The organism is Pedobacter sp., from assembly GCF_039594775.1.
Taxonomy (GTDB): Bacteria; Bacteroidota; Bacteroidia; order Sphingobacteriales; family Sphingobacteriaceae; genus Pedobacter.
In genome coordinates this window covers 600,131-612,094 of sequence record NZ_JBCNMT010000002.1, presented here as the reverse complement: position 1 = coordinate 612,094, position 11,964 = coordinate 600,131, and the positions used below count along the sequence as shown (strand labels likewise).

The window sequence follows — 11,964 nt, the reverse complement described above, 5'->3', positions numbered from 1 at the left end:
TAATATCTTCGCTTTACTCAAATGGCCAAGATGAAAGATATTGCACTGCTGATTGGAAACGACATTAATAACATTTCTCCGGGAGTAAGCTGGGCAGAACTGTTGCAAAAGATTACCGATTTTTGCCAAGTTTCAGACAGAGTGACCATTCATAAGGAAAAGCCCTTTCCCATGCTTTACGAGGAGATTTTTTTGGCCGCCATTAAAACCAAGCAGATTGAAGAGAGAGATTTGAAGGCTTTTATTGCCGCTAATGTAGCTCAAATTGACCAAAATGATATTCATCATCAAATCAGGGCATTGTCTGCAGCAAACATCATGACTACTAATTACGATTACACCCTGCAAGGAACCAATTTGCTCAAAAACACTGGCGTGGTGGTTGAACGTTTATATAGTATTTTTAGAAGAAATGAGTTGAATGGCACTAATTACTGGCATTTGCATGGCGAAGCAAACCACCCCATGTCTATTAATTTGGGCTTTGAGCACTATTGCGGTCAACTACAAAACATGCGCAACTACGTGGTAACAGGCACGGATTACACTAGCCCCAACGTGGCCAAAGCGTCGTTATTGAAAAGACTACAATCTAAAAAAGCCCTGGCCAATCAGTCGTGGATTGATCTATTTTTCACCAAGGACATTTTTATTCTTGGCCTAGCATTGGATTTTATAGAAACAGACCTTTGGTGGTTATTGACCTTTAGGGCCCGCAGCAAGTTTTACAAGAACAAGATTTCCATTACCAATAAAATCTACTATTACATTCCGGAAGGGTATGTTGCCTTATCAAAGCACAAGCTTGATTTGCTAAAAGTGAATGGTGTAGAGGTAATTTCGATTAAAGCCCCTAACAAGTTGAATTATTATCATCAGGTACTTGAAAGTATCGATAAGTTATGTGATTAATTTAGGTCAGTACATTCTCTTACCTTCTATTCATCGCCCTTATCAGCCTTTCATTCCTCCTATCTGCTCGGGAATTTTGCAAGGAAATTACCGCCCAAACTGCTGCAGGAATCCATCCAATCAAGGTAATCTGCAAAATCAAACAAATGATTCCGGTGATGATCCTACCCCTAAGGATAAATGAAATAAATGGGAAGAAGATAGCAATTAAGGTCATTGTTCGTTCTGTATAAATTTTGGCGATTTCAAAGCCGTTTGTCTTTACCAAGATAGCATTGACTTTCTGAATTTGCAAATGGCTAGGCTTTTTAAAGACCTCAAAGAGGTCAAATATTTATAAAAAACCTACTGCCTTTGGTACGACTCCTACGGAGTCGCATACTTCTTCTACTTTTCTTTGCTATAAAGATTAAAATCCTTCGGATTTCCAATCAGGCCATCACAACAGGTTGATTAACGACATCGAAAAAACATACCATCTAAAAGTAAAAAGCCTTTCTTGCAAAACAAGAAAGGCTTTTTACAATTGCTTAAAACTTGTAGCTGTAACCTAGCCTAAACACTTGGGTTTCCAGGTAGTCTTTACTGGCCAGCACAAAGCCATTTCCTACAATCCTCTTATCAAGTCTAAGCGTATTCAAGATATCATTGCCATTCAAAAACAGTTCGCCTTTACCTTTCTGTATCTGTTTTTTCACCCCTAAATCCATTGAAAACCTAGCCCCAATAGTCCCTTGCGGAATAATATCCTTAGCTAAATAAACACCAGATAACTGGATTTGGGTTTGTCCTTTAAGTTTAAAGATGTTGTTCAGCTTTGCATTGCCCGAAGTAATTTTTTCTTCACCAACGTTATAAGTAGTTGGTACAGGATATTGGTTGGTGATGCTAAAGGCATTTATTTTATTTTGATAAATGGCAAAGCTGGTATTGAACGAATACCATGGAGCAACTTCCTGTTGCAACACCACTTCACTACCGCTATTATAGCTCTTTCCTGCATTCTGAAAAATATTATACAAAATGGTGCTTCCTGGTACAGCGGTGGCAATTCGGGTAATGGTAGCATTAATCATTTTATGATATAAAGACGCATAGATATTTCCCTTATTCCATTGCAAACGATACCCCAACTCCATGGTATTGGTAAACTGTGGACGAAGCGTTGGATTGCCCACCTTTAGCAATTCAGGTTCGTCGTATTTTGGGAAAATACGGATGTCCACCTCATTCGGTCTATCTACCCTTCTGTTAAAAAAGGCCGACAGCTTATTACGTTCGTTAATTTTATAGGCAAAACGTAAATTGGGAAAAGGTTGGAAGTAATCATAACCATCGCTTTTATAGGTATTATGGTTAGGGTTTACATCGTATTGCACCTTTACATACTCGTATCTCAAACCTGCCTCCACCTCAACATCCTTGTTTTCAAAAACATAACTGGCATATACCGCCGGAATGGTTTCCTTATAATTGGCCCAACCTCCTGCATTAACATCTATAGGTGAGTTTAGCCCTGGAAAAAACTGCATATTGGTGGGTATAGACCGTCTCCTGACTTTAGTGCCCAATTCAATCCGACCCTGCTTCAAAGGCTTGATGTAATCCAAATTAAAATCGATCACGTGCTCATCAGACAATAATTTAAAAGCGTCTTCACCGGTAAAGGTGGGCATCATATTGGTGAAGAAATACTTTTCATCTTCCCTATGCCAAGTATAATTTAATCCTGCATTGAGCAAATGTCCAGGCTGTTTGAACTTATGCTGATAAGCTGCCGAACCTGTAACGGTATATTTCACCTCATCTTCCAAAAACTGCCATAACCTTAACCTATTGGATAGGTCAGCATTAAAATAAGGAATATCACCCCTATCCAAAATCTTTTCCCTATTGAAATAAGTAGATACCGTTAAGGAATTCTGCTCGTCAGGATTCCAATCTATACCCGTTTTCACCGTGCTATAGGTAGTGGTTCGGTTACGTTTTACCTGCTGATTAATGATGGTTCCATCATCGTAAGTTCTAGTGGCAAATTCATTTCTATTAAGCGTTTGCGTATAAAGCCAATCGGCCTGTAAAAAGGTATTGAGCTTGTTTTTCCGATAGTTGAGCGAAAGGGATGGATTAATTTTTGGCGTAGCTTGATACTGTGGCCTAATTTCCGGCAAATTTTCCCTTCTTACCCATAAAGCGCCCAGCCCAGTGGTTAAACCAACCTTGCCATTAAAGCCCTCTTGTTTGTTTTTTTTATAGATGATGTTAATAATGCCCGCATTTCCGTTGGCATCGTATTTAGACGAAGGGTTATTGATAACTTCTATCCGTTCAATCGCTGATGCGGGAATATTGTCTAAACTCGTTTGTGAACCAAATCCAGTCATAGCATTCTGCTTCCCATCAACCAATACCGCCACCTTATCATTTCCCCTTAATTGTATCTTACCATCTTGAATAGTTACTCCAGGTAGATTTTGCATGGCCTGTAGCACCGAACCTCCCGACTGGGCAACATTATTACTCAAATTGTAGGTCTGTTTGTCCATTTTGGTCGAAAGGCCGTCATTACTTTGCCCTACAATGTTTACTGTACTTAATGTTTGTGAGTCTTCCGTCAATGCCAATTCGCCCAAATCTAAAAACGGATTTAAAGTTCCTATATTAAGAGCTTGGTTTTTCTTTTGGTAGCCCACCAAACTGATTTCGAGTTGGTATTCGCCACTGGCCATATCTGCCAGTTTAAACCTGCCCTCCATATCGCTAATGGTTCCGGTCACAAAGCGCTGGTCGGCTTTTGCTTTGACCACAATATTGGCATAGGTCAGCGCAGTTCCAGTTTTTCCATCTTTAAGCAAACCCGAAACGGTAACTTTAACGGATTGCCCATGCAAAAGATTGGCTGCTAACAACAATAATAAAAAAAGTATTTTCCTAAATGACATGATGGTTCCTCCATTGTTTTTATATTGCATAGTTAGGAGCCAAATCTGTTGAAAATTAGAAGTTGTGGTACTTACATGCACTCAGATTTACTACAGATTTATACGCTACCTTTCCCTTAATCGTTAACAGGTATATCATGAAAATTCTAATCGTAGAAGACGAAGAAGAACTTAGGGAAAGCATATACGCCTATTTGAAAGTAGAGGGCGATGTATGCGAGCTGGCTATGGATTATCATACCGCACTGGAAAAAATCAGTCTGTATAGCTATGATTGTATTTTATTAGATCTTAGCTTACCTGGCGGCGATGGCATGAAAATACTGGAAGAGATTAAAAAAATGGGCAAACAGGATGGCGTGCTGATCATTTCTGCCAGAAACTCCTTAGATGACCGTTTAAATGGACTGGGGCTTGGTGCCGATGACTATTTGGTGAAACCTTTTCACCTCTCGGAACTAAAGGCCAGGATTATGGCCATTGTACGTAGAAAGAACTTTCAGGGGTACAATGTGATGAGCTTCCAAGAAATTTCAATAGACCTCATGGGCAAAGAGGTAAAAATAGAAGGACAATTGCTTAGCCTTACCAAAAAGGAATATGACCTACTGATCTATTTTATTGCCAACCAAGGCAAAGTGATTACCAAAAATGCCATTGCCGAACATCTTTGGGGCGATGAAATGGACCTGTCAGATGATTTCGATTTCATTTACACGCACATTAAAAACCTAAGGAAAAAGATGATAGAAGCTGGATGTAAAGACTACATCAAATCCATGTACGGTGTGGGCTATAAATTTGGGATGCCATGAAACTTGCGGAGAAATACAACCAGGCCAATCTTCTTACTTCACTTATTGTGCTAACCATTACGGGCATCATCTACTACGTAGCCATCCACTTTATTCTTACCGAAAAAATGGACAGAGACTTAGTGATCGAAGAAAGGGAAATTGAAGCCTATGTAAAAAACTATCATCGCCTACCTTCTCCCGGCGATTTTTTACATCAAAAGGTTGAATACGAGCTGTTGAAAGAAGGGCAAAGTATTGAAAGGGATTTTTATTACAGCGAATTTTATAACGAAGAGGAAAAAGAACTGGAGCCGGGCAGAAATTTAGCCACTACCATTGCCCTTGATAAAAAAAATTATTTGGTTACCATCAGTAAATCCAGAGCCGAATCGGAAGGTTTGGTTCGCATCATTTTCCTGATTACCATTGGTGTAACCATTTTACTGTTGGTTTCGCTTTTATTAATCAACAGGTTGGTCCTTAATCGTATTTGGCAACCTTTTTATCAAACCTTAAATCGCATGAAAGCTTTTAACCTTGCTCAAAAAGAGGACATGCGTAGTAACAACACTAAAATTGATGAATTTAACGAATTGAATACAGCAGTTGCCACTATGGCCGAGCGGGTTAAAAAAGATTATAGGGAACTCAAAACTTTCACAGATAATGCTTCCCATGAAATGATGACCCCGCTTGCGGTAATTAACGCTAAACTGGACCTGCTTTTACAGGAAAGTCCACTGGATTCGAAACAAGGTGTACTGATCGAAGAGATCTATCATGCCGTGAGCAGATTAAGCCGTTTGAGCAGCTCGCTCCTCTTGCTGGCAAAAATTGAAAATAAATTGGTAACTGAACAGGAAAGCCTAAACCTAAAGCATTTTATTGAAGAAAAGGCCATACATTTTCAGGAGCTCATGCAAAACAAAGGCATCAAATACTCACAACAATTACAGCCAAAGGAAATAAACATGAGCAAATATTTGCTAGATATTTTATTGAACAATCTGTTTAGTAACGCCATTAGACACAATTATCAAGGGGGGAATATTCATATCGACTTGTCAGAAAATAAATTAGTAATTTCAAATACAGGAAATGAAAATGGATTAGACAACCAACAGGTTTTTGAACGCTTTTATAAAAATCCAGCTTCGGAGGGAATGGGTTTGGGCCTTGCCATTGCAAAACAGATCATCAATTTACAGAACTTTCAAATAAGTTATGTCTACCGCAACAACTTACACACTTTCACTTTGCTTTTCTAACTACAGAATTACTTCAGGTTTGAGATTTAGCTTGGTTAAAATTATGTCGGTGATGAAAACCTTGTTATTATCTCTATGCCTACTCCCGTCTATGCTATGGGCACAGCTTGCTGATACAGTATCATTTCATAATGATATTGCTCCAAATCCTTCTATCTTTAGAAATTACCAACCTTATATTTTTCCTGCTACTTTAATTACCTACGGGATTGTGTCGCTTAACAACAAACCTTTGCTGCAATTAGATTGGAGTACCAAAACGGAACTTATGGAACATAACCCTCAGTTTGTGGCAAAAATTGACAATTATCTACAATATACACCACTGGCAGGAATGTATACCTTAGATATGATGGGTATTAAGGGCCGAAACAGTGTACAGGACCAAACCTTTATTGCCCTACTAAGCACTGGCTTTACCGCGGCAATTGTACAGGGGTTAAAAAGCAGTACCGGACGCATGAGGCCTAATGGTTCGAACTACAACTCCTTCCCTTCTGGTCACACCGCTACCGCTTTTGCCGCCGCCGAACAATTACATCAGGAATTTAAAGACCAATCGCCCTGGATTGGCTATGCTGGCTTTGCCGTTGCCGCAGCTACAGGTACACTCCGGATGTACAATAACAAACATTGGTTTAGTGACGTGGTGGCTGGCGCAGGTTTTGGCATCCTGTCTACCAAACTCAGCTATTTAGTTTATCCTTATCTTAAACACGCATTAGGTTTTAACCAGCAGAATTTCCAAGCTGCTCCTTTATATCAAAACGGTGCTAGTGGTATTAGCTTAAAATACACTTTTAACAGTCAGGTTTCAACACATCCATAACTGATTAAGCCTATCAATTGCATATCCAATATTAATTTGGATGAAAATTTTCCTCTCTAGAGCGACAAGCTTTCATCCTATTGATAATTTGTTCATGCCGGTGGCGGCAATTTTTATGATTATTTCTCGATGGGCTATAAGCGTTACGCTTGTCATCAAGAGCGTAGCGAAGGATCTAATACAATAAGACTTACGAAGTTTAATTTTACTTGCGCATCTAAAAACTTCGTAAGTCTAACATACGCAGCGAAGAATCTAGTAGGAAAAAGAGGAGATTCCTCCCCGAGAAATCGGGGCAGGCCGTACCTCGGAATGACAAAAGCCAACAAAGTTAACCTGATGTACGACGCAAGTTAATGTGCACTTAATATTCGGCCGCTAATTTTGTAACATGATCAGAAGGGATTTTCTTAAAAAGGGCACCTTATCAGCCCTAGGCATTTCGCTGTTAAGCACCACAGAGTCTTTTGGGCAATTATTTAGTCCATTAGAAGAAAGCATTGCTGGGACTGCCAAAAACATTATTTTTTTGGTGAGCGATGGCATGAGTAATGGTACCCTCACCATGGCCAATCTGATGTCTCAACGCATGTACGGCCGCGAAAGCAAATGGATTTCCCTGTACCGTGAAAACAAAGTGGTAAGAGCATTTATGGACACCGCTTCTGCCGATTCGATGGTGACAGATTCCGCAGCTTCAAGCTCTGCTTGGGGAGGTGGTGTTAGGGTAAACAACGGAAAGCTAAATGTAAATGCCGATGGTTCATGCAACACGCCAATACTTCAAAAATTTAAGACAGCAGGCAAAAAAGTAGGTTGCGTAACTACGGTTCCCATTACACATGCCACGCCTGCAGGCTTTTGCATCTGTAATAAATCTAGAAGCAACCAAAATGAGATCGCTTTACAATATCTACCGCTTAGGTTTGATGTGATGATGGGCGGCGGCGATAAATATTTCAATGCAAAGAAAAGGAGCGATAAAGTAGATGTGTATTCGCAATTTGAAAAAGCAGATTATCAGCTTGCCAAAACAAAGCAACAAATGTTAGCACTAAACCATCAAAAGCCGATACTTGCCGTATTTGACAATGATGCCCTTCCTTATAGTCTAGACTATGCCCACGATAAAAACCAGCAGGTTACCATCCCTACTTTGGCGGAAATGACCGTAAAAGCTATTGATCTAATGAAAGATCACACGGATGGCTTTGTGCTACAGGTAGAGGGTGGGAAAGTAGATTGGGCCGCCCATTCTAATGATACGCCGGGTTTACTATTTGATCAACTAGAATTTGATTTGGCCGTAGAAAAAGCAATCGAGTTTGCAGAAAGGGACAAAAATACCTTGGTGATCATAACTACGGATCATGGAAATGGAAACCCAGGACTTTTTGGAGAGGAAAATGCCGATCAAAAATTTGACTTGTTGCAAAAATTCAAACATAGCAATGATTGGGTATTGAACAATATCAAACCAAATGATACGGCTGCCAACCTTATTGCCTTGATTCATGATGCACAGGGCTATGCTATTTCTAATGAACAAGCAAAAGACATTTTAACGCATTACGAAAAACTAGATGGCGGCGGGCTATATAATGTGCGCAAACTACCTTTTGAACTTTTCGGAAAGATACAAAGCAATTATACTTCGGTAAATTGGGGTTCTATGGAACACTCCGCCGATTACGTAGAATTAGCGGCCTTTGGCCCTGGCAGCACTTTAATGAGTCCTTTTGTTCGCAATACGGAACTCCACCAGTTAATGCTGAATGCCACTGGCGTAAAGGCATAGGCTTTTAAGACTTACGAAGTTTTCGAAACTTCGTAAGTCTTTCCGCTCAGAAACTACAGCGCACTAAGCTTGTTATAACATTCTCTGTAAGCTTTCAAGTCCTTGGTGCTGCTCTCGTACATGAAAGGTCCATTATAGTTGATTTTTGCCAAAGCTTCAAAAATGGCTTTCCAGTTGTTCTCGCCTTTATCATCGCAGGGGAAATAGTGTCTTTCGGCCTTTCCATCACCATCGGCTACGTGTAGTGTTTTCACTCTTTTACCTAGGGCAAGCAATAACTCCTCAGGCTTTGAAATATGGTTCAGATCTACCGCAGCATAAACATCGTTAGGGAACATCTTGAATATGGTGGTGGCTTCTTCTACCGAACGTAATAGCGGGCGTTCCTGATCGCCTTTGCTCACCAATAACGCTGGTCCCAACATGTTTTCTACCACCATAGTGGCTTTAACTGCTTTTACTTCTGCATTGAGTTCTTTTACCGATTTCACCAATTGTTTGATACGCTCTTCGCGTTCGTTTAAACCTAAATAATAGCTAGGATGAAATAGAATGATTTTAGGCTGTAAAAGCTTGGCATACTCAAGACCTTTTTTATGAAAGGCAATTACTTTTTTGCGTCGTTCTTCGTCTACAAAGGAAATGTCTATTTCTTTTCCGTAGGGCATGTGGATAGACCAAATTTGCACCCCAGCGTCGTCTGCCGCTTTTTTGGCAGCTTTAATCTTGCTGATCATTTCTGCATCAGAAAATTTAAAGGTCAGAGAGTCTTTATTGATGTAAGCTGTTAAACCTGTTTCAATACAATCAATATCTGCCGCTTTAATTTGCTGCATTTTTTTAGGGGTCAATGCATTAATACCAATGGAAAAACCAATTTTTAACTTGCCTTGGGCAAGTGCATTCATACTGATCGAGCTGATCAGGGTAACTATAAGTAGTTTAAATTTCATTTTCTTTATGATTTGGAATTATTTCAATTATCTCTAATTCAATTTATTTGATGAACAAGGCCGTTTCGACCATACGCTGACCGTAGTGGTCAAACTTTTTATTGTCTGTAGGATAGTTTACAATGCCATTGGGAATTTGGCCTTTGATCCACATCATGGTAGAGCCTCCGCCATCAATATTCATGGCTGCTTTTGGATTAAAGAAACGTCTCAAAAACTGGGTAAGTTCTTTTGCCGACATGCCCTTAGCCATGGTATTCCTACCATCAACCGTGATCAATAATAATTTGCCCTGCTTGGTCACGGCTACTGCCGTACGCGGATGACGTACACCTTGGTGTTTAAGGTAGTGCTCATAATGAAGCTTTTTCAAATCGACTTTTAAACCAGCAGTATCGGCAAAGGTTAAACCGACGGGCTTGAAATTATCAATCAACATGGGTGCTCCGGTAATGATATTGGAGGCTTTAACTTTGGTGAAATCTTCTGGAGAAAATTGTATATCGAACTGGGTACCTTCATCGTTAAAAGTCATCATACCTTGATGCTTCCACCAATAAATACTGCTTTTGGGTACTTTTACCTGCTGAATGTCCCTACCTTTTAAACGAAGATGCATATAGTCTGCAGAGTCTTTCTTTTCAATAAAATAGGTAGCATTAATCCCTGCAACTGCCCCAGTTATTCTCGAGGCAAATACAGATAAGGAATCTTTCTCTTTTTTATACTCCAACAGTGCATTGCCCATTTTAACCCGCGGATCAAAGCTCACTACATTTACATTTTGGTTGGCAAATTCAGGGTCGCTGGTTGAACTGTAATGATACCAAACGATGTCCTTACGCAGGGTATCAATTTTCCAGTCTTTTTTATCCAATAGTTCTAGTGTGGCATTTGAGCTAACTGCGTTCTTTTTTGGGGCACAACCAACAGCCCAAAAAGCTACCAAAAATATTAACCAGTGTATTTTATCTTTCATTTGATATTTATGATTTGGGAATGGCTTTAACTGCCATGATTATGAAGTTTTTCTATCAAAAATAGGGAGATCCCAAATTGGAATCTCCCATGATATGGTTTAGATTTTGGGAACTTTAACAATCTTTCTAATTCTGTTATTACTCATATCTGCTATGAAAATATTTCCATCGTCATCTACGGTTACGTCTGTAGGATTATAAAATTGAGATACTCCGGCCTTTCCTTCTGCAAAGCCAAGGGCACCATTGCCGGCAATGGTAATTACACGGCCTTCTGGTGTGATCATCCTTACCGCGTTGTTATTCAATTCGGTCACATAAATATTGTTGTGTTTATCGGCGTGAATACCAAAAGGGTGATTAAAAGTGGCCTTTAGTGCTTCATCGTCCTTAAAACCTGCGGTACCGGTTCCTGCAATGGTGGTTGTTTTTCCGGTATGTCGATCAATTTTTCGGATAGCGTTATTGTACCTGTCTGCGACCAATAGCATCCCATCTTTATCCAGGCAAATTCCTGAAGGCCTGTTTAACCTTACGTTGGGCCATACGCCATCTACCAAAGCATTTTGCGAAGGGCCGGCTCCTGCCAAGGTCGTCACATTTCCATCGGGACTAATTTTTCGGATAGCGCTGTTATTGGCATCGGCCACATAAACATATCCTTCATTGTCTACCACCGCGTCGATAGGAACGTTAAATCTGGCGGTAGTACTTGGCCCATCAATAAATCCTGTGGTTACGCTAGCACCTGTTGGTCCTGCAAAAGTAGAGACCATATTGGTGGCGATATCAATTTTTCTGATGCGTGCACCCCCATTATCCACCGTATAAATATTTCCAAATTTATCTACCGCAACTTTATAAGGGTTGTTAAATTTTGCCACATCAACAGGGCCATTTACGGTACCTGCACCTTTAACACCCGCTACAAATTCAACCTCCGTTCCGTTTTTCTTAATTCGCTTAATGATCTGGTTGCCTCTATCTGCCAAAATCAGGTCGCCAGTGCTCTCGTCAAGGGCTACACCTTCAAGTGTTGAAAATTGCGCTTCCAATAACACCCCATAAACATTGCCAGCGGTAGCGGAACCTGCATAGGTTGAGGTAATGTACTCATATTCTATAGGGTCGTTTCCGGCAACCCCATAAGTGAAGATAGGGCCTTTGGAAGTGTGATTATTGATGGTAATGGTGACATTGCCCGTGCTACCATTAGCGGGAACTTTCACCTTTAATTCGGTTTCTGTTGCCGAAACTACCTCGGCCCTTACACCCGCAAATTTCACAATGTTTTCTCCAGTGTTTTTTGAAAAACGTTTTCCGTTAATGGCCACTACTTGGTTTGCTTGCGCTACGGCAGGCACAATACTGGTAATGGAAGGATTTGTAGGCGTATTTTCTGATGTATTTTTCTTGCAGGCGACAAATAAGACTACTACTGCTAAAAAAATAGATAATATCTTTTTCATAATTGTATGATTAATA

General features: G+C 40.1%; 10 protein-coding genes. 5 read left to right on the top strand and 5 right to left on the bottom strand.

The window, feature by feature from the left end; all coding sequences use genetic code 11:
* Positions 1-30: 30 nt before the first annotated feature.
* Positions 31-912 (top strand): hypothetical protein, encoded by an 882-nt coding sequence (locus ABDV71_RS08730; RefSeq protein WP_343532064.1) that lies wholly within the window; start codon positions 31-33, stop codon positions 910-912.
* A gap of 19 nt (positions 913-931) precedes the next feature.
* Here ABDV71_RS08730 and ABDV71_RS08725 read toward each other — a convergent pair whose 3' ends face one another.
* The gene (locus ABDV71_RS08725; RefSeq protein WP_113649210.1) at positions 932-1,129 is read right to left on the bottom strand and encodes a YqaE/Pmp3 family membrane protein; all 198 of its coding nucleotides are present in this window, start codon (positions 1,127-1,129) and stop codon (positions 932-934) included.
* Positions 1,130-1,442: 313 nt separating this feature from the next.
* The gene (locus tag ABDV71_RS08720) at positions 1,443-3,884 is read right to left on the bottom strand and encodes a TonB-dependent receptor (RefSeq protein ID WP_343532063.1); all 2,442 of its coding nucleotides are present in this window, start codon (positions 3,882-3,884) and stop codon (positions 1,443-1,445) included.
* A gap of 107 nt (positions 3,885-3,991) precedes the next feature.
* Here ABDV71_RS08720 and ABDV71_RS08715 point away from each other — a divergent pair, with 107 nt between their 5' ends.
* The 4 genes from ABDV71_RS08715 (at position 3,992) to ABDV71_RS08700 (ending at position 8,546) form a co-directional block, all read left to right on the top strand.
* Positions 3,992-4,669: a response regulator transcription factor gene (locus tag ABDV71_RS08715; RefSeq protein ID WP_343532062.1), complete on the top strand. Its 678-nt coding sequence runs from the start codon at positions 3,992-3,994 to the stop codon at positions 4,667-4,669.
* On the top strand, positions 4,666-5,919 hold the full coding sequence (locus ABDV71_RS08710; protein WP_343532061.1) for a HAMP domain-containing sensor histidine kinase: 1,254 nt from the start codon (positions 4,666-4,668) through the stop codon (positions 5,917-5,919). The genes ABDV71_RS08715 and ABDV71_RS08710 overlap by 4 nt, the downstream gene beginning before the upstream one ends.
* A complete protein-coding gene (locus ABDV71_RS08705) occupies positions 5,876-6,748 on the top strand; it encodes a phosphatase PAP2 family protein (RefSeq protein WP_343532060.1) in 873 nt (290 codons plus the stop codon). The genes ABDV71_RS08710 and ABDV71_RS08705 overlap by 44 nt, the downstream gene beginning before the upstream one ends.
* A 391-nt stretch (positions 6,749-7,139) precedes the next feature.
* Positions 7,140-8,546 carry an alkaline phosphatase gene (locus ABDV71_RS08700; protein WP_343532059.1) on the top strand — a complete coding sequence of 469 codons (1,407 nt, stop codon included), beginning with the start codon at positions 7,140-7,142 and terminating at the stop codon, positions 8,544-8,546.
* A gap of 53 nt (positions 8,547-8,599) precedes the next feature.
* Here ABDV71_RS08700 and ABDV71_RS08695 read toward each other — a convergent pair whose 3' ends face one another.
* The 3 genes from ABDV71_RS08695 to ABDV71_RS08685 form a co-directional block, all read right to left on the bottom strand.
* Positions 8,600-9,499: a sugar phosphate isomerase/epimerase family protein gene (locus tag ABDV71_RS08695; protein ID WP_343532058.1), complete on the bottom strand. Its 900-nt coding sequence runs from the start codon at positions 9,497-9,499 to the stop codon at positions 8,600-8,602.
* A gap of 43 nt (positions 9,500-9,542) precedes the next feature.
* The gene (locus tag ABDV71_RS08690) at positions 9,543-10,478 is read right to left on the bottom strand and encodes a phosphodiester glycosidase family protein (RefSeq protein WP_343532057.1); all 936 of its coding nucleotides are present in this window, start codon (positions 10,476-10,478) and stop codon (positions 9,543-9,545) included.
* Positions 10,479-10,577: 99 nt separating this feature from the next.
* Entirely contained in the window at positions 10,578-11,948 is a 1,371-nt protein-coding gene (locus tag ABDV71_RS08685) for an SMP-30/gluconolactonase/LRE family protein (RefSeq protein WP_343532056.1), read from the bottom strand.
* Positions 11,949-11,964: the final 16 nt, after the last annotated feature.

What these genes read in the sequence shown, in the direction of transcription:
- ABDV71_RS08685 (WP_343532056.1), bottom strand. Translation starts at nt 11,948, where the DNA reads ATGAAAAAGATATTATCTATTTTTTTAGCAGTAGTAGTCTTATTTGTC.
- ABDV71_RS08710 (WP_343532061.1), top strand. Translation starts at nt 4,666, where the DNA reads ATGAAACTTGCGGAGAAATACAACCAGGCCAATCTTCTTACTTCACTT.
- ABDV71_RS08690 (WP_343532057.1), bottom strand. Translation starts at nt 10,478, where the DNA reads ATGAAAGATAAAATACACTGGTTAATATTTTTGGTAGCTTTTTGGGCT.
- ABDV71_RS08705 (WP_343532060.1), top strand. Translation starts at nt 5,876, where the DNA reads ATGTCTACCGCAACAACTTACACACTTTCACTTTGCTTTTCTAACTAC.
- ABDV71_RS08730 (WP_343532064.1), top strand. Translation starts at nt 31, where the DNA reads ATGAAAGATATTGCACTGCTGATTGGAAACGACATTAATAACATTTCT.
- ABDV71_RS08695 (WP_343532058.1), bottom strand. Translation starts at nt 9,499, where the DNA reads ATGAAATTTAAACTACTTATAGTTACCCTGATCAGCTCGATCAGTATG.
- ABDV71_RS08700 (WP_343532059.1), top strand. Translation starts at nt 7,140, where the DNA reads ATGATCAGAAGGGATTTTCTTAAAAAGGGCACCTTATCAGCCCTAGGC.
- ABDV71_RS08715 (WP_343532062.1), top strand. Translation starts at nt 3,992, where the DNA reads ATGAAAATTCTAATCGTAGAAGACGAAGAAGAACTTAGGGAAAGCATA.
- ABDV71_RS08720 (WP_343532063.1), bottom strand. Translation starts at nt 3,884, where the DNA reads ATGCAATATAAAAACAATGGAGGAACCATCATGTCATTTAGGAAAATA.
- ABDV71_RS08725 (WP_113649210.1), bottom strand. Translation starts at nt 1,129, where the DNA reads ATGACCTTAATTGCTATCTTCTTCCCATTTATTTCATTTATCCTTAGG.